Source organism: Xanthomarina sp. F1114, assembly GCF_026410255.1.
Lineage (GTDB): Bacteria > Bacteroidota > Bacteroidia > Flavobacteriales > Flavobacteriaceae > Xanthomarina.
This window is the reverse complement of record NZ_JAPMLL010000010.1, coordinates 119,912-146,872: the sequence shown is the minus strand read 5'-3', so window position 1 is coordinate 146,872 and position 26,961 is coordinate 119,912. Positions and strand designations below refer to the sequence as shown.

Annotated in this window: 27 protein-coding genes and 1 tRNA gene; 12 read left to right on the top strand and 16 right to left on the bottom strand. The window is 32.6% G+C overall.

Annotation, left to right across the window (positions count from 1 at the left end; genetic code table 11):
- Positions 1-86: 86 nt before the first annotated feature.
- The gene (locus OS188_RS09995; RefSeq protein WP_267148696.1) at positions 87-497 is read left to right on the top strand and encodes a DUF4293 domain-containing protein; all 411 of its coding nucleotides are present in this window, start codon (positions 87-89) and stop codon (positions 495-497) included.
- A gap of 101 nt (positions 498-598) precedes the next feature.
- On the opposite strand, the gene OS188_RS09990 is transcribed toward OS188_RS09995, so the two are convergent.
- The gene (locus OS188_RS09990; protein WP_267148695.1) at positions 599-1,093 is read right to left on the bottom strand and encodes a metallophosphoesterase family protein; all 495 of its coding nucleotides are present in this window, start codon (positions 1,091-1,093) and stop codon (positions 599-601) included.
- A 119-nt stretch (positions 1,094-1,212) separates the two neighbouring features.
- Here OS188_RS09990 and truA point away from each other — a divergent pair, with 119 nt between their 5' ends.
- Entirely contained in the window at positions 1,213-1,956 is a 744-nt protein-coding gene (truA, locus tag OS188_RS09985; RefSeq protein ID WP_267148694.1) for a tRNA pseudouridine(38-40) synthase TruA, read from the top strand.
- Between the two features lie 38 nt (positions 1,957-1,994).
- The gene (locus tag OS188_RS09980) at positions 1,995-3,758 is read left to right on the top strand and encodes an ABC transporter ATP-binding protein (RefSeq protein WP_267148693.1); all 1,764 of its coding nucleotides are present in this window, start codon (positions 1,995-1,997) and stop codon (positions 3,756-3,758) included.
- Between the two features lie 41 nt (positions 3,759-3,799).
- Here OS188_RS09980 and cdaA read toward each other — a convergent pair whose 3' ends face one another.
- From cdaA to folP, 3 genes are read right to left on the bottom strand one after another with little or no spacing between them, the layout of a single operon-like run.
- Complete coding sequence (gene cdaA / locus OS188_RS09975; protein WP_267148692.1) at positions 3,800-4,585, bottom strand: diadenylate cyclase CdaA; 786 nt, start codon at positions 4,583-4,585, stop codon at positions 3,800-3,802.
- 51 nt (positions 4,586-4,636) lie between these two features.
- Positions 4,637-5,302 carry a hypothetical protein gene (locus tag OS188_RS09970; RefSeq protein WP_267148691.1) on the bottom strand — a complete coding sequence of 222 codons (666 nt, stop codon included), beginning with the start codon at positions 5,300-5,302 and terminating at the stop codon, positions 4,637-4,639.
- A 2-nt stretch (positions 5,303-5,304) separates the two neighbouring features.
- Positions 5,305-6,129, bottom strand: a complete 825-nt coding sequence (folP, locus tag OS188_RS09965) for a dihydropteroate synthase (protein WP_267148690.1) — start codon at positions 6,127-6,129, stop codon at positions 5,305-5,307.
- Positions 6,130-6,249: 120 nt separating this feature from the next.
- Between folP and OS188_RS09960 the strand changes: the two genes are divergently transcribed.
- The 6 genes from OS188_RS09960 to OS188_RS09935 all read left to right on the top strand — a co-directional run bounded on the left by OS188_RS09960 (position 6,250) and on the right by OS188_RS09935 (position 11,237).
- Complete coding sequence (locus OS188_RS09960) at positions 6,250-6,795, top strand: DUF1599 domain-containing protein (RefSeq protein WP_267148689.1); 546 nt, start codon at positions 6,250-6,252, stop codon at positions 6,793-6,795.
- Between the two features lie 41 nt (positions 6,796-6,836).
- A complete protein-coding gene (locus OS188_RS09955; protein ID WP_267148688.1) occupies positions 6,837-8,147 on the top strand; it encodes a BT_3928 family protein in 1,311 nt (436 codons plus the stop codon).
- A 1-nt stretch (position 8,148) separates the two neighbouring features.
- Complete coding sequence (locus tag OS188_RS09950) at positions 8,149-9,225, top strand: ABC transporter permease (RefSeq protein ID WP_267148707.1); 1,077 nt, start codon at positions 8,149-8,151, stop codon at positions 9,223-9,225.
- 91 nt (positions 9,226-9,316) lie between these two features.
- On the top strand, positions 9,317-10,066 hold the full coding sequence (gene tpiA / locus OS188_RS09945; protein WP_267148706.1) for a triose-phosphate isomerase: 750 nt from the start codon (positions 9,317-9,319) through the stop codon (positions 10,064-10,066).
- A gap of 39 nt (positions 10,067-10,105) precedes the next feature.
- On the top strand, positions 10,106-10,942 hold the full coding sequence (gene prmA / locus OS188_RS09940; RefSeq protein WP_267148687.1) for a 50S ribosomal protein L11 methyltransferase: 837 nt from the start codon (positions 10,106-10,108) through the stop codon (positions 10,940-10,942).
- A 19-nt stretch (positions 10,943-10,961) separates the two neighbouring features.
- Complete coding sequence (locus tag OS188_RS09935) at positions 10,962-11,237, top strand: ATP-dependent Clp protease adaptor ClpS (RefSeq protein WP_267148686.1); 276 nt, start codon at positions 10,962-10,964, stop codon at positions 11,235-11,237.
- A 70-nt stretch (positions 11,238-11,307) separates the two neighbouring features.
- Here OS188_RS09935 and OS188_RS09930 read toward each other — a convergent pair whose 3' ends face one another.
- The 12 genes from OS188_RS09930 to OS188_RS09875 form a co-directional block, all read right to left on the bottom strand.
- Positions 11,308-12,423 carry a mechanosensitive ion channel family protein gene (locus OS188_RS09930; protein ID WP_267148685.1) on the bottom strand — a complete coding sequence of 372 codons (1,116 nt, stop codon included), beginning with the start codon at positions 12,421-12,423 and terminating at the stop codon, positions 11,308-11,310.
- A gap of 13 nt (positions 12,424-12,436) precedes the next feature.
- Positions 12,437-13,336: a DMT family transporter gene (locus OS188_RS09925; RefSeq protein WP_267148684.1), complete on the bottom strand. Its 900-nt coding sequence runs from the start codon at positions 13,334-13,336 to the stop codon at positions 12,437-12,439.
- Positions 13,337-13,440: 104 nt separating this feature from the next.
- Positions 13,441-14,832 (bottom strand): trimethylamine monooxygenase, encoded by a 1,392-nt coding sequence (locus tag OS188_RS09920; RefSeq protein ID WP_267148683.1) that lies wholly within the window; start codon positions 14,830-14,832, stop codon positions 13,441-13,443.
- 400 nt (positions 14,833-15,232) lie between these two features.
- Positions 15,233-16,012: a glucose 1-dehydrogenase gene (locus OS188_RS09915; protein ID WP_267148682.1), complete on the bottom strand. Its 780-nt coding sequence runs from the start codon at positions 16,010-16,012 to the stop codon at positions 15,233-15,235.
- 79 nt (positions 16,013-16,091) lie between these two features.
- Entirely contained in the window at positions 16,092-16,730 is a 639-nt protein-coding gene (locus OS188_RS09910; RefSeq protein WP_267148681.1) for an HdeD family acid-resistance protein, read from the bottom strand.
- Positions 16,731-16,829: 99 nt separating this feature from the next.
- Positions 16,830-17,246 (bottom strand): DUF2141 domain-containing protein, encoded by a 417-nt coding sequence (locus OS188_RS09905; RefSeq protein WP_267148680.1) that lies wholly within the window; start codon positions 17,244-17,246, stop codon positions 16,830-16,832.
- Positions 17,247-17,350: 104 nt separating this feature from the next.
- Positions 17,351-17,881 carry a DsrE family protein gene (locus OS188_RS09900; RefSeq protein ID WP_267148679.1) on the bottom strand — a complete coding sequence of 177 codons (531 nt, stop codon included), beginning with the start codon at positions 17,879-17,881 and terminating at the stop codon, positions 17,351-17,353.
- Between the two features lie 15 nt (positions 17,882-17,896).
- The gene (locus OS188_RS09895) at positions 17,897-18,907 is read right to left on the bottom strand and encodes an NAD-dependent epimerase/dehydratase family protein (protein WP_267148678.1); all 1,011 of its coding nucleotides are present in this window, start codon (positions 18,905-18,907) and stop codon (positions 17,897-17,899) included.
- Positions 18,908-18,940: 33 nt separating this feature from the next.
- Positions 18,941-19,462, bottom strand: a complete 522-nt coding sequence (locus tag OS188_RS09890; RefSeq protein WP_267148677.1) for a DUF488 domain-containing protein — start codon at positions 19,460-19,462, stop codon at positions 18,941-18,943.
- 49 nt (positions 19,463-19,511) lie between these two features.
- The gene (locus tag OS188_RS09885) at positions 19,512-20,327 is read right to left on the bottom strand and encodes an META domain-containing protein (protein ID WP_267148676.1); all 816 of its coding nucleotides are present in this window, start codon (positions 20,325-20,327) and stop codon (positions 19,512-19,514) included.
- A gap of 285 nt (positions 20,328-20,612) precedes the next feature.
- Positions 20,613-20,686 (bottom strand) — tRNA-Arg (locus OS188_RS09880).
- Positions 20,687-20,740: 54 nt separating this feature from the next.
- Positions 20,741-20,893, bottom strand: coding sequence for an SsrA-binding protein (locus OS188_RS09875; protein ID WP_267148675.1), 153 nt, complete (start codon positions 20,891-20,893; stop codon positions 20,741-20,743).
- A 207-nt stretch (positions 20,894-21,100) separates the two neighbouring features.
- Here OS188_RS09875 and OS188_RS09870 point away from each other — a divergent pair, with 207 nt between their 5' ends.
- From OS188_RS09870 to OS188_RS09860, 3 genes are all read left to right on the top strand, one after another.
- Positions 21,101-23,050, top strand: coding sequence for an endonuclease (locus OS188_RS09870; protein WP_267148674.1), 1,950 nt, complete (start codon positions 21,101-21,103; stop codon positions 23,048-23,050).
- 145 nt (positions 23,051-23,195) lie between these two features.
- On the top strand, positions 23,196-24,146 hold the full coding sequence (locus OS188_RS09865) for a calcium/sodium antiporter (protein WP_267148673.1): 951 nt from the start codon (positions 23,196-23,198) through the stop codon (positions 24,144-24,146).
- A 128-nt stretch (positions 24,147-24,274) separates the two neighbouring features.
- Positions 24,275-26,467 carry a glutamine synthetase III family protein gene (locus OS188_RS09860; protein WP_267148672.1) on the top strand — a complete coding sequence of 731 codons (2,193 nt, stop codon included), beginning with the start codon at positions 24,275-24,277 and terminating at the stop codon, positions 26,465-26,467.
- Positions 26,468-26,961 lie beyond the last annotated feature (494 nt).

Below are 26,961 nucleotides of genomic sequence, written 5' to 3'. Positions count from 1 at the left end.
CTGCAATTATACAACTTTATTTTATTTATTTTAGTTAAATTATTAAAAAGAAAGCATATTTTTGCCGCTGTAAATAATGACAAATAATGTTACAAAGAATCCAAACTATATATCTTTTACTTGCTGCAGGAGTTTCTGGAGGACTTATATATGTGTTTGAATTGTGGACAAATCCAGAAGATGTAAAAATTTATGCAAATGATATAAATTATATTTTCGCTATGTTTTTGGTGTCTGCAATTTTGTCAATTTCAGCTATTTTAAGATATAAACATAGAAAGTCTCAATTTATGTTGGGACGATTAAATATAATATTAAACTTTTTTTTACTAGGGTTGTTTTTGTATCGCTCTCTAAATGTATCTGGAGAAACGGAAGTTTCAGAGAAAGGTATTGGGATTTTCCTTCCTATTATTTCTATCGTGTTGTTGGCACTAGCCAATAAGGCCATTAAAAAGGATGAAGATCTTGTAAAATCTGTAGATCGATTGAGATAAACCTAACATCTTAGTAGTATTAGTGCGTGAACCCAAGGTGAAGACCTTGGGTTTTTTTATGTTTATTTTTGCACAACATGTTTATATAGTTTTTAGATTAATTATCTAGATTCAAATTCAATAACCTCTAAATCTCTAATATTACTACCGTCAATTATAAACCTTAACATGGTTCTTACTTTATGAAAACCATATTTTCCAACTGCTCCAGGATTCATATGTAATAAGTTTAGTTTCTTGTCTGGCATAACTTTTAGAATATGCGAATGGCCACAAATAAACAAATCTGGAGGGTTCTTTTTTAAGTCTTCCCTAATTCTTAAATCATATCTATTAGGATAACCCCCAATATGCGTAATCCAAACATCCACATTTTCGCAAATAAACCTATTATTTTCTGGGAATTCAGCTCTAGCTTCATGACCATCAATATTGCCAAAAACAGCTTTCAGGGGTTTTAATTTTTTTATTTGGTTAGTTACATTTAAATCGCCAATATCTCCGGCATGCCAAACTTCATCAGCTTGTTTTACATGATTTAAAATGGCATCGTCTATATAACTATGTGTGTCGGAAAGTAGAAGTATTTTTTTCATGTTAATTACTTATATATATGGCTCCAGAACTTGAGTTCCATTTTTTATTTAACTTTATTTTGAAACTTCAAGAAAGATTAAAATTCTATCTTTGTTTTTTACAAAAATAGTGTTATCCCTTGAGATATTTTATAGAGCTTTCATACAATGGAAAAGATTATCATGGTTGGCAAAATCAGCCCAATGCAATTTCTGTACAGGAAGTTGTGGAGAAATCTTTGTCAACGCTTTTAAATAGTAGAACGGCTATAGTTGGAGCGGGGAGAACAGATGCAGGAGTGCATGCCAAAAAAATGTTTGCTCATTTTGATACGGAAATATTATTTCAAATAAATGATTTACTCTATAAGCTAAATTCTTTTTTGCCAAAAGATATTTCGGTTCAAGATATATTTAAGGTAAAGCCAGATGCTCATGCCAGATTTCATGCTATTAGTCGTGCTTATTTGTATAGGATTTCTTTAAAAAAGGACGTTTTTAATTATGATGAATCTTATTATTTAAAACAGGATTTAAATTTAATTAAAATGAAAGAAGCTACCAAAATACTATTTGAGTATAAGGATTTTCAATGCTTTTCTAAAACGAAAACCGATGTAAATACGTATAATTGTGATATTATGGAAGCCAAATGGCACTTAACAGAAAATGAACTACAGTTTTATATTAAAGCAGATAGATTTTTAAGAAATATGGTTCGAGCTATTGTTGGAACTTTAATAAGTATTGGCTTAGGAAAACTTGAAGTAGAAGATTTACATACTATCATAACTTCCAAAAGTAGGAGCAAAGCAGGTTTTTCTGTTCCAGCACATGGATTATACCTAACAGAAGTGGTCTATCCAGAAACTATTAAATTATAAGAATATAAAAGTGGTGCCCACCTCTTTGATAAATAGACATGAGTAAAATAGAGTCCATACTAGAAATCACCTTATTTAAAAAACTTTTTAAGTTTGTAAAACCTTATAGAGCTGTGTTTATTGGTGTGCTTTTTGCCGTGGTATTACTAGCCATATTTGGAGCGGTAAGACCTTATGTTTTACAACAAGCTATAGATAATAATATTGTAACAAAAACCTTAGATGGTTTTCTGCCTTACATACTTATTATGGCTGGACTTTTAATAGCAGAAGTTCTATGTCAATTGCTCTTTATATATTATTCTGGATTTTTAGGGCAAAGTGTAGTAAAAGACATTCGGGTTAAGCTTTTTGATCATATGATTAGGTTTAGAATGAAATACTTCGATAACTCCTCAGTTGGTGTTTTAATTACAAGAGCAGTTACAGATATGGAGCGAATTGCCGATGTATTTGGTGCAGGTTTCTTCATGATTTTTAGAGATTTACTTACCATGTTAGTCGTTTCTATAGTGATGCTTTATATGAATTGGGAGTTAAGCCTCATTGTGTTCTTAATGTTGCCTTTAGTATTGTACGCCACCCGTGTTTTTCAGAAATATATGAAACGTGCTTTCGAAGAAGTTAGAACCGAAGTATCTAACTTAAATTCCTTTGTGCAAGAGCGTATTACTGGAATGAAAATCCTTCAGCTATTTACCAGAGAAGATACCGAGTACAAAAAGTTTAAGAAAATAAACGAACGCCATAAAAAAGCCTGGTTGAAAACAGTTTGGTACAACTCTATTTTCTTTCCAATAGCCGAACTGTCGTCTTCTATAACCATTGGGCTTATTGCTTGGTATGGAGGTTTAAATGTTGTTGTAGATCAGACAGCTTCGCTGGGAGATTTGACCGCATTTATTATGATGATTCCTATGCTATTTAGACCGCTTCGTCAAATAGCCGATAAATTTAACACGCTTCAAATGGGAATGGTTGCTGCTAAAAGAGTTTTTAGAGTGCTTGAAACTACTTCTCAGATAGACGATTTTGGAACTTTGGATGTATCATCGTTTAAAGGAGATATTTCTTTTAAAAATGTGCACTTCAGTTATATCGAGGAAGAAGAAGTTTTAAAAGGTATTTCTTTTGAAGTACAGGCCGGAGAAACTGTTGCTATTGTTGGTGCTACTGGCGCTGGAAAATCCACTATTATTAATTTGTTAAATAGATTTTACGACATCAATAAAGGCGAAATTTTTATAGATAACATCAATATAAAGGATATCAAGTTGGCTTCTTTAAGAACACAAATTGCAGTTGTTTTACAAGATGTATTTATGTTTGCAGATACTATTCTAAATAATATAACCTTAAATAATCCAGCTATAAACAGAGAAGATGTGGAACAGGCTGCAAAAGATATTGGTATTCACGATTTTATAATGAGTTTACCAAACGGCTATGATTATAATGTAAAAGAACGTGGTTCTATGTTGTCTTCCGGCCAACGACAATTATTATCATTTTTAAGAGCTTACGTAACAAATCCAAGTATTTTGGTTTTAGATGAAGCAACCTCCTCTGTAGATTCTTATTCGGAACAGTTAATTCAAAACGCTACTTATAAAATTACTAAAGGAAGAACTTCTATTGTAATTGCCCATAGATTAGCAACCATTAAAAAAGCGGATAAGATTATGGTTATGGATGCAGGAGAAATTGTGGAAATAGGCACCCATAAAGAATTGCTTAAAAAGGAAAATGGCTATTATAGAAACCTATACGAAGTTCAGTTTTTAAAAGAAGAGGTTGTTTAATAGCGGGATGTTTTTAGGTCTAAAACGTGAAGATAAAACCATTAAACTAAATCTTTTTTAATAATCTCAATAAGTTCTTGCGTGTCTTTAAACATAATAAATTCGCCATCTTTAAAATAAGATACTTGTCCAGTTTCTTCGCTCACAACTAGTGCTAAAGCATCTGTTTTTTCAGTAATTCCAACGGCTGCTCTATGTCTTAAACCAAAGCGTTGCGGCAAGTTCTTTTCGTTACTAACAGGAAGAATTACTCGAGTAGCTTTTACAATATTTTCAGCAACAATAATTGCGCCATCATGCAAGGGACTATTTTTAAAAAAGATACTTTCTATAATTGGTTTGGTGACTTTAATACTCATTTCGTCTCCCGTATTTACCAAAAAGTCTAAATTGTTATTACATTCAAAAACAATTAAAGCTCCTGTTTTAGTGGTTGACATTTTGTTACAAGCAGCCATAATAGCTTCAACATCTGTTTCTGTATTGCTTTCCGTTTTTAGAAAATTAAATCTACCTAAAAATTTACGACGTTTGCTGAAATTTGTAGAACCAACCATCAATAAGAATTTCCTAATTTCCTGTTGAAAAACTACAATTAAGGCTATTAAACCAACACTCATAAAACCTCCTAGAATTTTACTCAGCATTTTCATCTCTAAGGCTTCTGTTAAGAGGTAGATGAAGTAAATTATTACAATTCCTATAAAGATGTTGATAGCAACAGTACCTTTAACAAGTTTGTAAATATAGTAGAGTAGGAGTGCTACCAATAACACATCTACTATATCTATAACTGTAAATTTTAATAGGTCATCAAAAATTTTCAAGGGAATGAGGTTTTTGTAAATTTAAAAAAATATCCTTAGAATATGTCTTAATTAAAAAATGAACTCTTCATTGATAATAATAACCTTTTGGTCTTTTAGTTTATCTAAAGCTGATTTAAAACTAATATAGTCCTGAAAACTGAGGTCTTTGCTAAAATATAAATGAAACATGCTACCACTATCACTTTGCGAAACAAGATTTTTAAGGTCCTGTATGAATGACTCTATGGAAGTTTCAAAATTATTTTCCGTTTCAGAGGATTTCACCTCAATTCTCGAAGGGTCATGGAAAACAATAGCAAACTGGTAGGATTCTAGACCAAAATTTTCTGCTGGTTTTTCGACATAAAAAACGTTTGTAAACTCAATAAACCCCAAGTTATTAATACTTGTATTATGACAGGTATAATAGTTTTTAGCATCCTCATTTTTATGTAATTCGGAATTGCGCTTTTTCTCTTGTAAATAAACTATTTTTGGAATAGCTTGTTTTAAACTTAAGCGCTTATCTACATTAACAAGCCAGTTAGTTGTAATTATTAAAGATTTTCTGTTGAGCTCTATATGGTCTTCTTGGGTTTCATCGTAAAAAAGATAGGCTGGAGAAACATCTAAAATTTCTGAAATTTCAGAATGATCTATTTCTGGAAGTTGTACCACTTTTTCATTATTACAAGAAACGAATAAAAATAAGATTAAGATTTGAAGATATTTCATTGTTAAGATTTTAATTGTTGTAAAAGTTTAATGCATTCTACAGCTTCTTTAACATCGTGAACCCGTAAAATTGAAGTTCCTTTCTGTAAAGCAATTGTATTTAAAACTGTGGTGCCATTTAATGCTTCTTTAGGGGAGTTTTCTAAAGTTTTATAAATCATAGATTTTCTAGAAACCCCAGATAGAATAGGTTTGTCAAGCATTTTAAAAAGTTCTAAATGCTTTAAAATTTCGAAGCTTTGCTCTTTGGTTTTTGCAAACCCAAATCCTGGATCTACAATTATATCTACTATTCCAAGAGCTCTTGCCTGATCTATTCTTTCAGAAAAATAAAATAAAACCTCTTTTATCAAATTTTTGTAAGAAGTCTGTTGTTTCATGTTTTGTGGCGTGCCTTTCATATGCATCATTATAAAAGGCACTTGAAGTTTTGCAACCGTATTCAACATATTTTGATCTAATTTTCCAGCAGAAATATCATTAACTATAGCTGCTCCAGACTCAATAGCTTGTTTTGCAACTTGACTTCTAAAAGTGTCGATAGAAATTATGGTATCAGGAAATTCTTTTAGAATTATAGAAACCATAGGTAATAAGCGGTTTAATTCTTCCAACTCGCTAATATGATTGGCGTCTGGTCTAGAACTGTATGCTCCAATATCTATAAAAGTGGCTCCGTGTTTTAACATGGTGTAAACCTGAGACAGGATTTCGCTTTCGTTTTTGTATTTCCCGCCATCATAAAATGAATCTGGAGTCAGATTTAAGATACCCATAACTTTTGGAGTCGATAGGTCAATGAGCTCACCTTTGCAGTTTATGGTCATAAAAAGAGTTAAAATTTAAGATTCATTGTTTTAAAGTTCAACAAAGAAACGAAACTTTGATTATAGAACTTTGAACTCTTAACTATTTATGCGAAATTTACGCAAAATTCATTTTAATTCATGCAAGACACCTCAAAACAATACGACGCAGTTATTAAAACATGTAGGGATTTATTTACTAAAAAAATGAAAGACTACGGAAGTGCTTGGCGCATTTTACGTTTGCCGTCGCTTACCGATCAAATTTTTATAAAAGCACAACGTATTCGTGGTTTGCAGCAAAATGAAATTCAAAGAGTAAATGAAGGTCAGGAAAGCGAGTTTGTAGGGATTATAAACTATAGCGTCATGGCTCTAATTCAATTAGATAAAGGTGTTGTAGAACAACCAGATTTATCGGTTGATGAAGCGACTAAATTGTACGATGAAAAAGTAGCCATTACAAAGCAACTTATGATGGATAAGAACCATGATTATGGCGAAGCCTGGCGAGATATGCGAGTAAGTAGTCTAACCGATTTAATCTTGCAAAAGTTATTGCGTGTCAAGCAAATTGAAGACAACCAGGGAAAAACCTTGGTTAGCGAAGGGATTGATGCTAATTATCAAGATATGGTAAATTATGCAGTTTTTGCTTTAATTCATTTAAATGAAATAAAAAAATAAATAAAAAGATTCCTGTTATTTAAGGAATGTAAATTAATACCATGAAATACATAGTAAACATTAGTAGAGTTTTAGTAGGCGTTTTATTTATCATCTCTGGATTTGTAAAACTTAATGACCCTTTAGGGTTTTCGTACAAACTACAAGAGTATTTTAGTGCAGATGTACTCAATATTACATTTTTAGAACCTTATTCTTTAGCTATTTCAGTTATTGTGGTAATTTTTGAAGTAATCTTAGGGATCTTCTTATTAATAGGGTACAAACCAAAATTTACAGTTTGGAGTTTATTAGGAATGATTGTCTTTTTTACCTTCCTAACATTCTATTCGGCTTACTTTGAAAAAGTGAAAGACTGTGGCTGTTTTGGAGATGCTATTCCACTAACTCCATGGGAAAGTTTTACAAAAGATGTTATTTTACTTGTTCTTATTTTAATTTTATTTATAGGTGTTAAACACATAAAACCTATCTTTAGTAGATTAGGATTGACAGTAGTAGCTTTACTTAGTTTTATTGCTTGTTTATGGTTTGGTTATCATGTTTTAATGCATTTACCGTCTATAGATTTTAGAGCTTATGCCGTTGGTAAAAATATCATGGAAGGGATGACTATCCCGGAAGATGCACCAAAACCTGTACAGCAATTTACCTGGACATTAAATGTAGATGGAAAAGACAAAGAATTTGTTACAGACGGTAGTTATCCAGAGGTTGATGGCGAATATGTTGGTGTTGAAACTAAAATTATTGATGAAGGATATGATCCTCCTGTAAAAGATTTTTCTATTGAAACAGACGATGAAGATCTAACAGAATATTATTTAAACAAAAAGCATCTGATTTTAATAGCTATGTACAATTTAGATACAGCTGAAAAAGAAGGGGTTGCAAAACTGACAGCTTTTTCAGATAAAGCATTGAAAAATGGATATACAGTTATTGGATTAACAGCTTCTGGCGATGAGGCTAAACAATATATCAAAGAACAGTACAATCTTAATTTCGACTTTTTCCTTTGTGATGAGAAAGCTATAAAAACCATTGTACGTTCTAGTCCTGGAATTTTGAAAATAGAAAAGGGTACTGTTGTTCAAAAAGTACATTGGAACGACTTGGAGTCTATGGATCTACCTGAAGTAGAACGCGAAGCTGAACCGTTAAAAGAAAAAGTTGTTGAAGAAAATATACTCTATCTTGTCGATGGCGAAACACACGAAAAGTCTTATGTAGATCAAATTGCTCCAGAACTAATTGAGTCGGTTAATATCGTAAAAGACACAACTGTTATTAGAGAAAGAGGTGTTATGGATTTTGATGCCATCATTGAAGTTACTTTAAAGAAAGAATAATCTGTTCAGCTATCTTTTAAATAAAATCTTTTATGCTTTACTCACTTTATTTGGAGTGGTAACTGTGATATTCTTTTTATTTAATGTTCTACCTGGAGATCCAGCTCAAATGATGCTTGGTCAAAATGAAGATAGCACGCAATTAGCACTTGTTAAACATAAATACGGTTTTGATAAACCAATAAGTACACAGTATTTTTATTATCTAAACGATTTGTCACCCATTTCGTTCCATTCAAAATTGGAGACAGATTACACCTATTTAAAAGATGGAAAATATACGGCTACTTCTTTGTTCTCTATAGGAAATTCGACCACAGTTTTAAAATTTCCATACCTGAGAGAGTCGTTCACCAAACAAGGAAAGAAAGTAAGTCAGGTTTTAGCAGAAACCCTTCCAAATACTTTTGTTTTAGCAGTAAGTGCTATTTGCATTGCACTTTTTATAGGCTTGATTTTTGGTGTAATTTCAGCTTTATATAAAGATACTTGGTTGGATAAGTTAATTCAAATAGTGAGTACGGTTGGCATGAGTGTGCCATCTTTTTTTAGTGCTATTTTATTTGCTTGGCTGTTTGGTTTTGTGCTTCATGAGTACACCAATTTAGAAATGACAGGAAGCCTATACGAATTAGACGATTATGGAGAAGCCATGCATATTCAATGGAAAAATTTAATTCTTCCAGCAATTGTTTTAGGAATAAGACCTTTGGCAGTTGTTATTCAGCTCATGCGAAACTCTTTATTGGAAGTTTTTAATCAGGATTATATTAGAACAGCTAGAGCAAAAGGGTTAAGCGAGTTTCAAATTATTAGAAAACACGCTATAAAAAACTCTTTAAATCCCGTGGTTACAGCTATTTCAGGTTGGTTTGCCTCTATGTTAGCTGGAGCTGTTTTTGTAGAATATATCTTCGGGTGGAATGGATTAGGTAAAGAAATTGTAAATGCTTTAAACACATTAGATTTACCTGTAATTATGGGTTCTGTGTTAATTATTGCCCTACTCTTTATAATAATTAATATTTTTGTAGATATAATTTATGCTTGGCTAGATCCTAAGGTAAAGTTAGAGTAATAGGCTAAAAAAATAAAGACTCTTAAATAGTATTTATAGCGCTTTAAAAATTATTATTAATTAAATGACACCTGCTTTCGCAGGCTTAGAGATGAGAAAACATATCGTTGCAGGAAACTGGAAAATGAATAATGATTTGGTACAAACACAATCATTAATAACCGAATTAAAAAAGCAATCTCAAACTTCGGATGCTGAGGTAATGATTGCCCCAACTTTTACTAATCTTTCAGCTGCTTTTGAAGCGTTAAAAGGTTTGGAGATTGAAGTTATTGCTCAAAATATGCACTTTGCTGAATCTGGAGCTTATACGGGAGAAGTTAGTGCAGAAATGCTTAAAAGTGTTGGAGTGCAAACGGTTATTTTGGGTCATAGCGAACGTCGTGCTTATTTTAATGAAACCGATGAATTGTTAGCAAAAAAAGTAGATGCTGCATTAGCAAATAAGATGCGTGTTATTTTTTGTTTCGGTGAGGAATTAGCCGATAGAAAGTCAGACAAGCATGAATCAATTGTCGAGAATCAAATTAAAAAAGCTTTATTTCATTTAAAAGCAAGTGCTTTTGAACAAATTGTACTGGCTTATGAGCCTGTTTGGGCTATAGGAACTGGTGAAACAGCTAGTCCAGAACAAGCTCAAGATATGCATGCGTTTATTAGAGAAACCTTGGCTAAAAAGTATGGACAGGAAACCGCAAACTCTGTGTCTATTTTGTATGGAGGTAGCGTAAAGCCGGGTAATGCAAAAGAAATTTTTTCTAAACCAGATGTAGACGGAGGCTTAATTGGAGGAGCAGCGCTTAAGGCTGAAGACTTTTATGCCATAGTAAACGCTTTTTAATACAAGTAAAATTATTAGTTCTTAATAATAGATTTAAATATGTCAAACACAATATATATAGGATACGATTTTAAGGTATCGCCATTGCAACCGGCAGTAGAAATTTTAATTGCAGAACTAGGTTATGCAGGTTTTGAAAGTTTTGTAGAGACAGAAGAAGGGGTTACAGCTTATATTCAAAAAAATGAATGGCATGATACTATTTTAGAGGATATTCAGATTTTAAATTCTAAAGAGTTTCAAATTAATTATTCCTTTAATGAAATTGAACAAGTCAATTGGAACCAAGAATGGGAAAAGAACTTTAATCCCATTGTTGTAGATAATTGCGTAACGGTTAGAGCACCTTTTCATGAAAAACCAGATACAACATACGATATTATTATAGAGCCAAAAATGAGTTTTGGAACAGGACATCATGAAACTACCCATATGATGATTCAGCATATTCTAAAGAATGATTTTGAAGGAAAGTCTGTTTTAGATATGGGATGTGGAACGGGAGTTTTGGCAATTCTTACAGAAATGAAGGGCGCACAACCAATTGATGCCATCGATTATGATAATTGGTGCTTTGTAAATAGCCTTGAAAATGTTGAGCGTAATAACTGTAAACATATTACAGTTTTAGAAGGCGATGCTAGTGTTTTAGGAGAGAGAAATTACGATGTGATTATAGCTAATATTAACAGGAATATTTTACTCAATGATATGGAAGCTTATATTAAGTGTCTAAATCCAAATGGCATGGTTTTATTAAGTGGATTCTATAAAGAAGATATTCCAGCTATTGAAGAGGAGTGCAATAAATACCAGTTAAAACACGTTGAAACTCTTGAGAAAAACCAATGGGTTGCATTAAAATTCTTAAATTAGTAGAATAAATCTTTTAAAAATGAGTACTAAAGAAAAAATACAAGAACAAGGAAGTGTTGACACTTTAGAGCAAATGAACAATGAGATTGTTTTGTATAACGACGAAGTAAATACCTTTGACCATGTTATAAATACACTTGTTTATGTTTGCGATCACACTCCAGAACAAGCTGAACAATGCTCTATAATTGTTCATTACAAAGGAAAATGTACCGTAAAAACAGGAGTTTATAAGGAGTTGGAGCCAAGGTGTTCTATGTTATTAGAAGCTGGGCTGAGTGCAGAAATTATATAGTGTAAAATTTTAAATTTTAACTAAGAGATTTCCTAAACACGATTATTGGCAATCTTAAAAAAAACACTGTTTATTCTTCAAAAGTTGTATTGTTCTTCGTTTTGTCTTTAAAGTCCTTAATAATAATGGTTCTATAAGGAAAAGGGATTTCAATACCTTCTTTGTCAAAACGTTTTTTTATACTTTCAAGAACATCACATTTTAAACTAAAACCTTCAGAATAATTTCTTGCCCAAGTCCAAGCTCTTATGGTCATTGAAGAATCATTAAATTGTATTAAAGCAGTTTTCACAATAGGTTTATTTTGTTTTTTATCCATAAAAGACCTGTTATCTATAAGGAGTGGATGCTTTTCACATTCTTCTTGCATGATTTTTTTTGCCAAGTCAATATCGCTATCATAAGAAATTCCAATTTCTATACGTTCACAACTTTTAGCTTCTCCTAAATCGTAATTTATTAGTTTTTCTTTATTCATTACAGCATTAGGAATTACAATCATTTTATTTTCGTAATTACGAATAACAGTATGTCGTAAGGTTATGTCTGTAACAGTACCTACCATAGAGTCTGTAATCTTAACTGTATCTCCAAGTTTAAAAGGTTTAAACGAAATAATAAACAGCCCTCCAACTAAATTAGATAAGGCTTCTTGCGCAGAAACACCAGCTATTAATGCTAGTATTCCAGCTCCGCTTAGAGCTGTTTGCGCTACACCTTTTAGAGAAGGAAAGGCCAGTAAACCAAATAAAAATCCAACAAAACAAATTATAAATACAGCTACATAGCGAAAGAATTTAAAACTTGTAGGATCGTAATTATGATCTATTTTTTCTTGAATTTTGTAATTAAACCACATATTGACAATGGAAGCAGTGCTAATGGTTACAACAGCTACCACACCTAGATAAGCGACTAGTTTAAAAGTAGAAATAAGTGTTTCACTTTTTGTACTATCTACAAAAATAAATATGATGGCAATAATCCCTAAAACTAACCATAGGGAATTTAAGATTTGCTTAATCATATTAATAGGTCTCAAAGGGGCAGTTGGAAATAGTTTTTTTTCTTTGTTTAACAACCATTTATGTAAAATGTTAGTTAAGAAATAAAGAACTATAACAGCTAGAACAACTAGTGTGGAATTTGTTAATTGCGATTTATAGGCTTCAAAAAAATCTGTCATGTTAGTAAATGTTTTATCTAGGAACCAATTGAGGTTTCTTTTTCTTTTCTCTAATTAAGTAAATACCAATAAATATTAAAATGCCACCTAAAAGATACCATATTGAAAACTCTTCGCCATCCAATAGTCCCCAAATCACTGCAATTACAGGTAATAAATAGGTAACGCTACTAGCAAATACAGGCGATGTATTTTGAATTAGTTTATAATATAAAATTATGGCAATTGCTGTTCCTAAAATAGTAAGAATTCCCAAATATCCCAAAGCTTCCCAAGTTTTAGGATTTGAATTAAAAGTATTGAAAAATTCCGAATTAAATAAAATAAAAAACGACGGAATCATCCAAACAGTAAAAACACTTCCAGAAAGTTGTTTAGAGGGCACATGATTTAATTTTACTTTAATAATTAAGGCAGCTAAGGCATAGCAAGCAGTAGCAAGAACAATCAGCAAAGCATATCCTAAATTGGACTCTTCCCCATTACTTTTTGAAAAGAACATTAAGATTGCGGCGCCTAGAAACCCAATTAGAGCACCAATAACTTGTGTGGTTTTACTTTTTATTCCGAAGAGAGTAAATCCTAAAACTAATACAAAAACAGGAACAAGAGAATCTAAAATTCCCGCCATAGAACTACTAACTTGAGTTTGTGCTATAGGAAAGAGAAACATAGGAAAGAAATTTCCAAAAAAACCTGCAATGATAACCCAAAACAAATTAGTTTTCGACATTTTTAATAAGGCTGGGAAGCCTATATATGCTAATAGTAGCCCAGAAATTCCAACTCGAAAGGCACCAATTTCATAAGGTGTAAATGCAACTAAGGATTTTTTTATTAAGATAAAAGAGCTTCCCCAGGTAAGTGCAATGATAATTAATAAAAACCAACGATTTTCAAATAGTTTTCCCATGGGTGCAAAGTTAAAAAGCAATTGCTGAATACAATTGCTTTTTAATGGATATTATATAAAATAGAACTAACAACAATCTTGATTAGAGTGTTGTTTTTACAATTTTAAATGGAACTTGTTTCTAGTTTTTCTGATAGTTCCTCTTCACTTTCATTTAGGTATAAATAGCGCTCTTTACTATCGTCTAGCTCGTCCATCCATTCTGTATGGTGTGTTTCTGCCATGGTTCCTGTTACCACACTTCGATAGGTTTTATCTCTGTATGTTAAAATATTTTCATCTTTATCTTTTAGCCATTCTTTAAACATGACACCAACTTTATCCACATTAAAATCTGGATAGTTAGATAAGGCCAGTAAGTCTTTTATATAAGCTGTTTGGAAATCGACATGATCAAAACTCGTTTCTAAGGCATCATTATCTTTTAACCATTTGTCAATATCCAATCTTCGTTCAGCTTTAGAAGGTAGTTTGAATTTTCCCATCATATAATCTCTGGCAACCCAAGCTTGAGTATCGAACATATTAAAGGTGTAATATTGATCTTGCATGCCTAAATAGATTAATTGTGGTAAAGGATTAAAAAAGACACCTTTATACAGATTATCTGGATATAAGTTGTTTTTAGTTTTTAGACGCATTTCATCTGGAAGAAATGGGAACTTATGCTGATATCCTGTACACATTATAACCGCATCATATTTTTCTGATGTTCCATCTTTAAAATGGGCTATATCATTTTCAAAATGGGTTAATAACGGAACCTCTTTAATGCCTTCTGGCCAATTAACCCCAATAGGATTACTTCTATAACTTAATGTTACAGATTTAGCACCGTGTTTATGACATTGAACACCAATGTCTTCGGCAGAATAGCTGCTTCCTATAATTAATAGGTTTTGATCTTTAAAAGGGTCAGCACCACGGAAGTCGTGTGCATGCATTACCTGCCCAGGAAAGTTTTCTATTCCTTTAAAATACGGCATATTTGGCGTAGAAAAATGACCAGAAGCAACAATTAGATAATCAAATTCTTCTGAATAGGTTTTATCTATTTTTAAATCGTCTAAAATAACTGTAAATTTCTTCGATTCTTCATCAAAACTAACCCAGCGTGCTGTGGTGTCAAAACGGATATAATCGCGAACTTTATTTTTTTTAATTCTACCTTGAATATAATCGAATAAAACAGGTCTTGGAGGATAGGAGGAGATAGGTTTTTTAAAGTGCTCATCAAAAGAGTAATCAGAAAACTCTAAACACTCTTTAGGACCATTCGACCAAAGGTATTTATACATACTTCCGTGAATTGGTTCTCCATATTTACCTACTCCAGTTCTCCATGAGTAATTCCACATACCACCCCAATTACTTTGTTTTTCGAAACAGACAATCTCAGGCACATCATGCCCTTCTTTTTTTGCAGCTTCAAATGCTCTAAGTTGAGCTAAACCACTGGGTCCAGCACCAATAATTCCAATACGTGTTTTTTTCATATATACATATAAATTTATAAGTCCGCATGAAATATCCATACAGACTATTGTTAATAATAATTTTAGGTAAATGACTGCGTGTGGCAGTTAGGAAGTTCTCAACATTAAAAGTGGCTAAAAGAAAATATAGTATTTTATAAATATCTTTAGGCTAGTTGAATTTCTTATACCGAAGCCGATAAGGTACGACTTTTACTAAAGGTAACCTAATAATGAACAGTGAAAAAGCATTAAATAACTTGCTTTTATACTGAATATCTGTTTTGCTTGTCTTTTGAATAAAAAAAGCAATTATCCATCAATTTTGATGAATAATCGCTTTTCATTCTATTATTTTATCATATATAAGATGCTATTAGTCTTTTTTAAATAAAATGTATAATAGTGACTTTAAATGTTCTTACATATCTAAAGTTTGTTCTCCACCACCATTAATAAAGATTACTTGTCCGCTAGTCCAGCTAGAAATTGGAGCTGCAAAATAAAGTACTGCTCCGGCAATATCTTCTGCTTCACCTAATCTGTTAATTGGCGTATGTTTTAACATGGCTTTTTCTATTTCCGGAGTTAAAACGGTACTTAAAGCATGTGTTCTGGTTGCTCCTGGTCCAATGGCGTTTAATCTAATATTATCAGGACCATAATCGAATGCTAAATTACGTGTCATGTGGTTTATGGCAGCTTTAGAAGACGCATAAGCGCTAATAGCAGGACTTTTGTTTATAGATGCCATAGACGACATGTTAATAATACTTCCATATCCTGCTTTTTTCATATGTGGTGCTACCAATTGGCACAATCTCCACATACTAAACACGTTCATATCGTACACTTTTTTAAACTGCTCTACGCTAATATCGTAAGGACTTTCTTTGCCAGCTCCACCGCCACCAACATTATTAACCAAGATTTCTATGCTTCCAAACTCTTTAACCGTTTTATCCACTAGATTTACCAGAGCATCGTCATCCAGTACGTTACAATCTATTGCTTTGGCTTTTCCACCATTAGCATTAATTTCTTTGGCTGTTTTTTCGGCAGCTTCTAAATTGTAATCCGAAACAACGACGTTTGCTCCATAAGCTGCTAAAATTTCGCAACTTGCTTTACCTATTCCAGCTGCACCACCTGTAATGATAGCTGTTTTATTTTTTAAATCGAAAAATTTTGATGTATCCATAATATTTGTTTTGTATATTATTGTGTAAAAAAGTGTTCAAAGATTTAGGTATATCCGTGTTCAATTGATTTTAAAAAAATTAATCTTCCCACTCATCTCGGATGTCTTCCATTAAATCATCGTAGCGTTCTTGTAATTCAGCAGAAATAGATTTAGAAGATTTATGTAGTTTCCGTAATTGTAAGGATAAATAGATACTAAAAAGACCAGCAAATAAAAAGCTTAAAGCTACTAGAATAACAATATATGCTCCAGCAAAAACTGGATTCCAAATTAAAACAAAAGAAAAAATGGTGCCTAATATTCCGAGCACTAATAGAACGCCCCAGTTTTTACTACCATATCTTTTTAAATCTAAAGCAAAGCTGATGGAAGATACTGAACGAAAAAGAATAATAAACCCAACATAAAATGCTAGTACTGTTAAAGATAACCCTGGATGGATTAATAGAGAGGTTCCTACAATAAAAGTGATAATTCCGAAAGTTAAAGACCAGCCCCAATTTTCTAACTGATGTCTATTTATAATCGAAAATACAGTTTCTGCTAATCCTCCAAATAAAAAAGAAAATGCAAAAAGAAAAGATAAGGTCAATAAAGAGCCTTTTGGCGAGGCAAAAGCCACAATACTTACTATAACAAAGAATAGTCCTACGAGTAAGGGGATATACCAATGTTTAATAGCTTCTTTGATTGACTTTAAGAATGGTGTTTCCATAATGATAGTTTTAGTTGATTATTTATTGTTTTTGTTTGAAACTTACAATTACTATAAATTTATCTATAGACTCTTTCTACGGTCTATATTGATTAATAGCTAGTTGATTAGTTTTATGTTTAAAACAAGATCTTTATTTAGTGAGAACTTGCAATCCTTAAATTTTGGTGCTGAAAATTTAGGTTTAAAATTGTTAGAAAAACCATAAGGTTCTTTGGGGATACCTATAAAATTGAGATTACAGATGCCATCAGAATTTTCGTCATGAAAAAGAGAAACAGCGTAATTACCAATAGGTAAATCGGTTATTATAAAACGCTCTGTTGTATTGTCTACAGTTATCTTATACTCTTTCAATACAGTCTCTTCTCCTAAAAAACCTATTTCTGAATTATAAATACCTATAACTATTTCTCCTTTAACAGATTCAATGTTTTCTATATTAATGGTTAATTGTGGAGGGGTGCTATTAACTAAATTAAGTGCTAATAAAAAATAGATAAAAAGAGTGTTCATAAAGGATTGATTTTATTAAAATGAAATGTTTTATTAATTTTTATAATGAATCTTTATGTTAAGAAACATCTGTAATAGTCTCTAGACATTGTTTTTTAAAGAAATTAAAAAATAATACTATAACCTTGCATTTGATAGGTGGGAATGTCTATTAATGCCGATAATGTTAGTTCTATTTTAGGGTTTAAATCTGTCGTAGGATCTACATCTCTTTCGGCAGCTGCTTGCCCACATAAATGAAGTGCAACTCCGTATTCTACTAATTTGTCTATTAAGTCTAAATTTGGATTTGGTTTCTTCATTCTACTTAAATGCACTTCTTTATTGAGTACTAGAGGGGTTGCTGGACCGCTAACTACGGCTGCAACATGGATGTTTTTTTTTGGCACCCCTCCGTTTTCTAATAAGTTAATAGTACGCGCAATTTTCCATAAGGCTACGTTAACACCTTCTCGTTCTTTGTTTGTTGTAATATGAAAAAGTAACTTGTATTCATTTGCTGGATTGGGTTTAATAACTGCTTTTTCATAATCGACAATTCTGCCATAGCCATCAATTATTGGTGTTTTCCAATCTTGAGCATGTGCATGAAAGTGGATGAGAGTTATGAGGAATAAGGGTATAAACTTTGTCATATAATACTGTTATTACTACTTGTTAAAAAAATGTTCTTTTAGTTTTTTATCATTATTTTGCCAGGCTTCTAAGGGCTCAGATTGTTTAAGTAGATACCATTTTATAGGTTTCCTAAATATGGAAGCAGCTGTTTTTTTTACGGTTGATATTTTACTTGTTTCCATTTTAAAATAGTCTTCAAGAGAATCTTTTCTAAAGTTGACAATTTTTTCAAGTTTATCACCATCGGCATAATAACCACAGTGAAAATTTTTATCTGCAAAGGCATGTTCGGGGAAATCGAGTTTTCCCAAACCGAAAATAGCGAATGAGCGTTCTAAAAAATGCTCGTAACTAATTCGGCAATTTTCACCACCACCTAAATTAAAAATCTGTTTAGATAGCTCTTCTTGTTTTTCAATAGCATTAACAAAGGCGCGAGCTGTATCTCTTGGCGTTGCAATTTCTAAAGCTGTATTCAACGGTTGATGAAACATTAATTTAGACATTTTATGTCCTCCCATTATAGCTGCTAACCTAAAAATGGTCCAATCTAATTTACTATTCTGAAGGTGTTTTTCTGCCTCAATTTTTGTTTCTGCATAAGCATCGCCTTCGCTAGGAATAAGCGGATCGTTAATTTGTATATAAGGGTTTTCAATCCGGTCTCCATAAACTGAAATACTCGAACTATATAAAAAGAAAGCCTCCGGAGAGTGAGTCTCTAATTGCTTAATTAAGTTTTGGGTACCTTGGATGTTTACTTTTTTTGCCAATTCGGGTACCTCATCTGCCAATGGAGGTATAATCGCAGCTAAATGGATTACGACATCTATATTGATGATTTCTTCTAAATCTGAAGGATTAGAGATGTCACCATAAATAAGGTTTATTTGATCATTATAAGGCGATAGTTTTTTTCTAGACAATTTAGATTCTTTGTCGAAAACGCTTATGTTATAATCTCCTTTTTTAATTAGCTGCTTTAAAACTTCAAAACCAACAGTTCCTGAAGCTCCCGTAAGTAAAATATGTGTTTTTTTCATAAAAGAGACTTTATTGATTTCGATTAATAATTTTTATTGATAACTTAAATGTCCGTCTATTACTTTGGCGGGTTTGGTATACGGGTGTTTTTGTAATTTGTGTTCGCCTAAAATATGCAATACGTCCCATTGAGCTGCTTTTAATTTGTCTGCTATCATGGAACGGTGACAACGCCACCAAACAGCTTCAGAACACATAATAGCCGAAGGTTTTTTAAGCGCTAAATTTTGCAGGTTGCTGAAAGCCCTTTCAAAACTGTCTGTTTCCATATAATCGGCATAACCTCTAAATGAGGGATGATTCCAAATCGTATTTTTCGACTCTGGACTTGCTTTTCTTCGTCCACCTAAATTTTCTAGATGGATATAAGCCATTCCTTTTTTAGGCACTACAACTTCTAAATTCTCCTTATTAAATTGGGGGAATTTTCTTGAACCTGGAAACCTTCTAACATCTAATAGTTGCTTAATCTCAAAAGACTCAAGAAGATTTAGAAACTCTTCTTCTGTTCGGGTAGAGTGTCCAATAGTCCATATAGTCTTTTGTTTCTTCATGATGTTTTATGTTTACTCTTCTATATAAAAGCGAAACAACAATTACATGTTATTGAAAATATACAGCTTCAAAAACAGCTAAAGGTGCACGTCTACCTATGTTAAGAGATAAAACATCATCTTTAATAGTATAGTTGTCTGTCAATTCAAAAACTTTTAGGAATGCGCTTTCATTGACATCTACATCAGGACAGGCTTTCATGGTTGACGCTATTTGTGTAAAATGTATTCTTTGTCCTTCCTCCAAAGTATAAGTACCAGAAAAAGTATTGCATCCTGAAAATCCGGTAAGACGGTTTTCATCTGTTTTTAAAATAAAATAAATTTCACGTTCCTGATTTTCTGCCATTTTAACTTCTTGACCTTCTAGTGTTTTAAGTTTCCAATATTTTTCTGTGATAGTTGGCTTTTCTATTTCCGATTTTTGAAAAATAGCTAAAGGGGCTCTTTTTGCCTTATTTAAAGTTAAGGTATTCCCAGAAATACTGAAATTATCTGCTAAATTGAAGACATTTAAAACATCTTGCTCGTTGATTTTTGAATCAGGACAGGCCATTCTTGTGCTCGCTATTTGAGAAAAAGATATTTGATTACCTTTTAAAATGGTGTAAGTTCCCATAAATGAGTTACATCCTGAGAATCCACTAACACGATTACCTTCTGAATGCAATACAAAATGAATAGTTTTGTCATTATACAAGGAGGTCTCTAATTCATTACCTTCTAAGACGGTCATGTTCCATACCACATCAAAAATGCTTTCTGAAGCTTGGTCTGCTGTCATTTCTGTATTTGATTTTTCAGTCGATTTACATCCAATTATTGTAATTGCCAATAAGAATACAGTTGCTAATTTAATTTTCATTTTTATAATTTAACGTTCCACTTACAAATATACGATTAGTTCGGTGCGAACCGAACTGAGAATATGTAAAGTATTGTTAAAGTTCAAAAATGTAGTATTTAATTTACTGGAGAGGAGGTGGTTGCTGGTAGGTTGTTTATGAAATTGAGAATTCATTATAGATAATTATAAACATAGGTATAGTTAATTAGGCAAATAATTAATTATGGAAAGTTAAATAAATTAACTTCAGCATGTTTATAAAAAAAACCACAATCTTAAAAGAATGTGGTTTATTGTTTGTTGTGACCTCGACAGGATTCAAACCTGTAACCTCTTGAGCCGTAATCAAGTGCGCTATTCAGTTGCGCCACGAGGCCTTTTTGGAGGTGCAAATATATTCTTAATTATTGAAACCTCAAAAAGAAATCTAATTAATCTAAAGCATTTTTTGTAACGTACAATCTCCATCCAAAAATAGCCATCTGGAATTTGCTGGCTTTACTTAAGTCCAAACCTTGTTTCGTGTAACTAGGAAGTAAGGCTTTATTTACTTTGGCTAAAAATTTAAAGAATTTTTTTTTCATGTTTTCGAGGAAAAGGTGTCTTACTAGTTATAGAAATATTTTAATTTGACGATAGATAATTTTTCTATTTCTGTTTTTCAACACAAAAGTAATACATTCATTTCAATTGTGTTTTATTCTCTAAAAGTTGTTAAATTTAGCTTTTTAATAATATTGACAGCAATTTATAAGCTAAAGTGTAGCTTACATTTGTTATAAACTTACTATATGAAACAATTAATTACTTTTCTTAGCTTCTTATTTATTGGACAATTATCTTATTCGCAGTTAGTAATAAACGAACTGGATTGTGATACTCCTGGAATTGACGATAAGGAGTTTGTTGAACTCAAATCAGATACACCTTACGCTTCTTTAGATGGCTATGTTCTCGTGTTTTTTAATGGTTCGATCTCTGGAGGAAACTCTAGCTATATGACTATTGATCTAAATGGATATACTACAGACATCAATGGCTTACTATTAATAGGGAGTAGTTTTGTAACTCCTTTTCCTCAGTTGTTAATTTCACCAAATGTTATTCAGAATGGGGCAGATGCCGTGGGGATTTATTTAGGCAATGAAGAAGATTTTCCTGAAGGTACGCTTGCCACCCAAACTAATTTAATTGATGCGTTGGTTTATGGAACTAACGACTCTGAGGCTACTGGCTTATTACAACTTTTAGGGCTGACAGAACAAATAAACGAAGGACCAGGAAATAATACGAACTCCATACAAAGAAATGATGATGGGACCTATAGTGTAGGTGTGCCAACACCAAGACTATTAAACAATGGTGGTGGAGAGGTTTTTAATGCTCTTTCAATATCAACTGAGTATACACAATATAATGAAGGAGATGTTTTTGATATTGTGTTTACTTCACAGGAAAATGTAACCGAGGATGTTACCTTTACTATTTCTTTAAATAACTATGGATTTGATGAGGATGATTTTACTGGAAACACAACCCTTACAATTCCAACTGGTCAAAACATTGTAACAACTACAATAACATTAGTAGATGATGATTTTGATGAAGGAGACGAAGAACTTATTATTAAATTCTCAGATTTACAATGGCCATATATTCCTTATAATAACTTTTTATTAGTCCGTGTTGTGGACAACGATTTTACCGTAGCTCCTTTCGGAACGCCAATAAACTCTACTTATGGCAATGTTTTAAGTGCACAGCCAAATAATTATTACAATAGCTTAGATGGTTTAGCAGACGAAGGTTTGCGTCAGGCATTACAAGATATTATAGCAGATCCAAATGTAGTAAGAGCTCAAACTTATGCAGATGTTATTGATATTTTAAAAGAAGCAGATCAAAATCCGGAAAACAGTAATGAAGTGTGGTTGGTGTATTTAGAGCAAGGAAGACCAAAGTTGGATTATCAAACAACTTCTGTAAGTACAGGTAAATGGAATAGAGAGCATACCTTTCCTAGGTCTCGCGCAGGATATTATAGTATTGAGGAAGACGAGGTTGCTGATGGGAAAGATGTTTTTTGGGATACAACAGCCGATTCCTTACGTCATGGAAACTCAGATGCACATGCGTTAAGAGCAGCCGATGGTCCAGAAAATAGTAGTCGTGGAAATCAGTTTTATGGGCAGTATAATGGGCCCGCAGGAACCTTAGGAGGATTTAAAGGAGATGTAGCTCGTGGTGTGTTTTATTTGGCCATTCGTTATAATGGCTTAGAAATAGTAAATGGTTATCCCGATGGCTTAACTGGCCAGTTTGGAGATTTACAAACTTTGTTGGAATGGCATAGGAATGACCCGCCAGACGATTTTGAAATGAATAGAAACAATATTATTTACGAGTGGCAGATTAATAGAAATCCCTTTATCGATCAACCAGATTTAATAGAATATATCTGGGGAGATATGGTGGGAGAGATATGGGAGCAAAACTTAGGTATTGATGAAAATCAAGAACTTAAAGTGTCTTTATATCCTAATCCTACAAATGGACGGGTGTTTGTTAACGGTATTGTATCTAAAACAACGGTCGATGTATTTTCTGTAGATGGAAGACATTTGCAATCTAATGTTGTTCATAAAAGTGGATATTTAGATATAAACCTAGCAAGTGGTATGTATTTACTGAGTTTTAAATCGGAGAATAAAATCAAGGTTACAAAACTAATTGTGAAATAATTATTTAAGACTTCATAGAAAATAAGCTACTCTTGGAAGTAGCTTTTTTTTTAAATAAAAAAGTATTGAGTTTGATGTATAACGAATACTTTTGTTCTAATTAATTTTTCAAGGGAAATGTTATCTTCGCAAAAAAAAATAGTTTATGAGTGTACTTTGGATTGTTCTAGGTCTTATTTTATTGGTTGTAGGAGGAGAGTTTTTAGTAAGGTCTTCAGTTGCTCTATCCTTTAAATTCAATATATCTAAACTAGTAATTGGTATGACGGTTGTTTCTTTTGCAACCTCAGCTCCAGAGCTTTTAGTTAGTTTGCAAGCAGCTTTAGATGGTTCGCCAGATATAGCCTTAGGAAATGTTATTGGTTCTAATATAGCTAATATTGGTTTGGTATTGGGTATTACCGCTATCATTGCCCCGTTGACTATTAGTAGCGATTTTTATAAGCTCAATTGGCCAATGATGATGTTTTTGTCCATTCTTTTGTACTTCTTTTTGAAAAGTGGAGAAGTTTTGAGTTTTATAGAAGGTTTAATTCTTTTTGTTTCCCTAATTATCTTCTTAATTGTATTAATAAAAAAATCAAGAGGTACAAATTCTGATGCTATTGAGGAAGTTGACGATACTTTACAGAAAACTTCAAACTTTAAAATTATAGTATGGTTGTTAATCGGAGGTTCTGCACTCTACTTTGGTAGTTCTTGGTTGGTTTTTGGAGCTAAAGAAATGGCTCAATCTTATGGGGTAAGCGAACGAGTTATTTCTGTTACAATGGTTGCCATTGGAACTAGTGTTCCAGAACTTGCAGCCTCAGTTATTGCAGCTGTCAAGCAAGAAAAAGCTATTTCTCTTGGAAATTTAATTGGCTCTAATATTTTTAATATTTCTTCTGTTCTTGGTCTAACAGCCATGATACAGCCTATAAACTTAGTCAATCCGAAGCTGCTTACAAATGACATTTTTTGGATGATTGGTTTCTCTGCTATCTTAATTCCTTTTATGCTTTTACCTAAAAAGTTTGAAATAGGAAGATTAAAAGGATTCATTATTCTGGGTGCTTATATTTTCTTTGTTTATTCAGCGTTTTCTGCAGATTAGATAGGGGTGGTTTGCGTTATTTGTAGTTTTTTTAGGGTTACACCCTATATTTTTAGGGGGTGAGTGTTGTTGAAAAAGATTTTTTTTATAAATTTGCCTTATAAAATTTCACAACTAACAAATACATTATGTCCACATTAAGATTTTACGCCATTAAGCAAGCGCTTAATAAAAAACCCATTAAAATAGACGAGAACGAACGTAGATCTGCTCTTTTTGGTAGAAACGTATTTAACGAAGATAAAATGCGGCAATATCTTACTAAAGAGGCTTTTGTAAGTGTAATGGATGCTGTTTTAAATGGTTCAAAAATAGAACGGGTGGTCGCAGATCATATTTCTACGGGAATGAAAGAATGGGCAATTTCTAAAGGGGTTACTCATTATACCCACTGGTTCCAACCTTTAACAGGCGCAACAGCAGAAAAACACGATGCTTTTTTCGAGCCTGTTGGCAATGGTCGAGCTATAGAAAAGTTTGGTGGTGGACAATTGGTACAACAAGAACCAGATGCCTCTAGTTTTCCAAATGGCGGTATTAGAAACACCTTTGAAGCTCGTGGTTATACAGCTTGGGATCCAACTTCTCCTGCTTTTATATATGGAACTACTTTATGTATTCCAACAGTATTTGTTTCGTATACCGGAGAAGCTTTAGATTATAAAACTCCGTTACTACGCTCACTGCAAGCTATTGATGCTGCTGCTGTGGACGTATGTAAATACTTCGATAAAAATGTAAAAAAAGTCAATACCTCTTTGGGGTGGGAACAAGAATACTTTTTAATAGACCGTGGCTTGGCTGCTTCGAGACCCGATATTCTATTAACAGGTAGAACCCTTCTTGGGCATTCTTCTGCAAAAGGACAACAGTTAGACGATCATTATTTTGGAACTATTCCTAAGCGAGCTATGCAGTTTATGCGCGATTTAGAAACCGAATGCATGTTATTGGGTATTCCCGTTAAGACAAGACACAACGAAGTGGCTCCAAATCAATTTGAGCTTGCGCCAGTGTTCGACGAAGCAAATTTAGCAGTAGATCATAACTCTTTGCTTATGGACCTTATGGATAGAGTGGCAGAACGCCATGATTTTAAGGTGTTGTTCCATGAAAAACCTTTTAAAGGAGTTAATGGTTCGGGAAAACATAACAACTGGAGCTTAAGTACCAATACAGGGGTCAATTTACTGGGGCCTGGAAAGACGCCAATGAGCAATTTACAGTTTCTTACTTTCTTTATAAACACTATTAAAGCTGTTAACGATAACGAAGAGCTGGTAAGAGCTTCTATTGCCTCAGCTAGTAACGATCATCGTTTAGGAGCCAACGAAGCACCTCCTGCCATTATATCCGTGTTTATTGGAGAACAACTTACTAATGTGTTGGATGAATTGGAAAATGTAACTAACGGCAAGCTTTCGCCTGAAGAGAAAACAGACTTAAAGTTGAATGTAGTTGGTAAAATCCCTGAAATATTATTAGACAATACAGATAGAAATAGAACATCCTCTTTTGCGTTTACTGGGAATAAATTCGAATTTAGAGCGGTAGGTTCAACAGCTAACTGTGGGAAGCCTATGACGGTTTTAAGTACAATTGTTGCTAACCAGTTAATTGAATTTAAAGCGGAGGTCGATGCTTTAATTGATAAAAAAGGAAAAGGATTAAAGAAGGACGAAGCTATCTTTAATGTATTAAGAGAATATATTAAAAAGTCCAAAAATATCTTATTTGAAGGAAATGGATATGGCGAAGAATGGGAAATAGAAGCTAAACGCAGAGGTTTAAGCAATTATAAAACCACACCTGAAGCTTTAAAGGCTAAAATTTCTGAAAAGACTATTAAGATGTTTGAAGGATTAAATGTCTTAAATCGTGTAGAGAGTATTTCTCGTTATGAAGTTGAACTTGAAGACTACGTAATGCATATTCAAATTGAAGGTCGTGTTCTGGGAGATATAGCTAGAAATCACGTGGTTCCAATTGCAGTTAAATACCAAAATGTTTTAATTGAAAATGTAAGAGGTTTAAAAGAAATATATGGCGTCGAGTTTAAGAAATTTGCTGGAGAGCAAATGACTTTGATCGAAGAAATCTCTGAACATATAGAATTTATCAACTCTAATGTTACTAAAATGATTAATGCTAGAAAAGTAGCTAATCATATTGATAATTTAGAAGAAAAAGCAGAAGCCTATTGCTTTCAGGTAAAACCTCTTTTCGATGAGATTAGATACCACTGCGATAAATTAGAATTATTGGTAGACGACGAGCTTTGGCCGTTAACAAAATACAGAGAATTATTGTTTACTAGGTAAGTTATAACTAAGCTCAAAACCTTGTAAAATAGCCATTAACTGTCAGGTTTTATTTGTTGTGTGCAATATATCGTGTAGTTTGTCTGAAATAATTCGTAGGTCAACGAAAAAGTAGTGTATGAGTCCTTTGTTAGCCTGTTAATTAGTATCTTAGCAGAGCTATTAATCAATTATTCAAATTAACATGAAAAGGCTCATTATAAGTGTTCTTATGCTTATGGCTGCGACCTTTATATTCTCGCAAAGAAACAGCGATAATAAAAAAGAAACGCAGAAAGACTTAGTTGTTCACCAACAAGCAGCGAAATTTTAAATTATTAAATTGTTTCAAAAAATTTAGTAGACGTTAGTCTATTTTAATAGAATCTTTTAGTTAAGATTTTGAAAACACTAGTTATGCATGAAAAGAAATTTTCAAGCGTAATTAGTGTTTTTTTTGTGTGGAAAAATAGTCTTTTTATTGTTGCCAGTTTTGCTCTAAACCTTATATAAAT

Bases quoted from the DNA above. Each gene is read 5' to 3' on its own strand.
- OS188_RS09995 (WP_267148696.1), top strand. From the start codon at position 87: ATGTTACAAAGAATCCAAACTATATATCTTTTACTTGCTGCAGGAGTT.
- OS188_RS09990 (WP_267148695.1), bottom strand. From the start codon at position 1,093: ATGAAAAAAATACTTCTACTTTCCGACACACATAGTTATATAGACGAT.
- OS188_RS09980 (WP_267148693.1), top strand. From the start codon at position 1,995: ATGAGTAAAATAGAGTCCATACTAGAAATCACCTTATTTAAAAAACTT.
- OS188_RS09970 (WP_267148691.1), bottom strand. From the start codon at position 5,302: ATGAAATATCTTCAAATCTTAATCTTATTTTTATTCGTTTCTTGTAAT.
- folP (WP_267148690.1), bottom strand. From the start codon at position 6,129: ATGACCATAAACTGCAAAGGTGAGCTCATTGACCTATCGACTCCAAAA.
- OS188_RS09960 (WP_267148689.1), top strand. From the start codon at position 6,250: ATGCAAGACACCTCAAAACAATACGACGCAGTTATTAAAACATGTAGG.
- OS188_RS09955 (WP_267148688.1), top strand. From the start codon at position 6,837: ATGAAATACATAGTAAACATTAGTAGAGTTTTAGTAGGCGTTTTATTT.
- tpiA (WP_267148706.1), top strand. From the start codon at position 9,317: ATGAGAAAACATATCGTTGCAGGAAACTGGAAAATGAATAATGATTTG.
- prmA (WP_267148687.1), top strand. From the start codon at position 10,106: ATGTCAAACACAATATATATAGGATACGATTTTAAGGTATCGCCATTG.
- OS188_RS09935 (WP_267148686.1), top strand. From the start codon at position 10,962: ATGAGTACTAAAGAAAAAATACAAGAACAAGGAAGTGTTGACACTTTA.
- OS188_RS09930 (WP_267148685.1), bottom strand. From the start codon at position 12,423: ATGACAGATTTTTTTGAAGCCTATAAATCGCAATTAACAAATTCCACA.
- OS188_RS09925 (WP_267148684.1), bottom strand. From the start codon at position 13,336: ATGGGAAAACTATTTGAAAATCGTTGGTTTTTATTAATTATCATTGCA.
- OS188_RS09920 (WP_267148683.1), bottom strand. From the start codon at position 14,832: ATGAAAAAAACACGTATTGGAATTATTGGTGCTGGACCCAGTGGTTTA.
- OS188_RS09915 (WP_267148682.1), bottom strand. From the start codon at position 16,012: ATGGATACATCAAAATTTTTCGATTTAAAAAATAAAACAGCTATCATT.
- OS188_RS09910 (WP_267148681.1), bottom strand. From the start codon at position 16,730: ATGGAAACACCATTCTTAAAGTCAATCAAAGAAGCTATTAAACATTGG.
- OS188_RS09905 (WP_267148680.1), bottom strand. From the start codon at position 17,246: ATGAACACTCTTTTTATCTATTTTTTATTAGCACTTAATTTAGTTAAT.
- OS188_RS09900 (WP_267148679.1), bottom strand. From the start codon at position 17,881: ATGACAAAGTTTATACCCTTATTCCTCATAACTCTCATCCACTTTCAT.
- OS188_RS09895 (WP_267148678.1), bottom strand. From the start codon at position 18,907: ATGAAAAAAACACATATTTTACTTACGGGAGCTTCAGGAACTGTTGGT.
- OS188_RS09890 (WP_267148677.1), bottom strand. From the start codon at position 19,462: ATGAAGAAACAAAAGACTATATGGACTATTGGACACTCTACCCGAACA.
- OS188_RS09885 (WP_267148676.1), bottom strand. From the start codon at position 20,327: ATGAAAATTAAATTAGCAACTGTATTCTTATTGGCAATTACAATAATT.
- OS188_RS09875 (WP_267148675.1), bottom strand. From the start codon at position 20,893: ATGAAAAAAAAATTCTTTAAATTTTTAGCCAAAGTAAATAAAGCCTTA.
- OS188_RS09870 (WP_267148674.1), top strand. From the start codon at position 21,101: ATGAAACAATTAATTACTTTTCTTAGCTTCTTATTTATTGGACAATTA.
- OS188_RS09865 (WP_267148673.1), top strand. From the start codon at position 23,196: ATGAGTGTACTTTGGATTGTTCTAGGTCTTATTTTATTGGTTGTAGGA.
- OS188_RS09860 (WP_267148672.1), top strand. From the start codon at position 24,275: ATGTCCACATTAAGATTTTACGCCATTAAGCAAGCGCTTAATAAAAAA.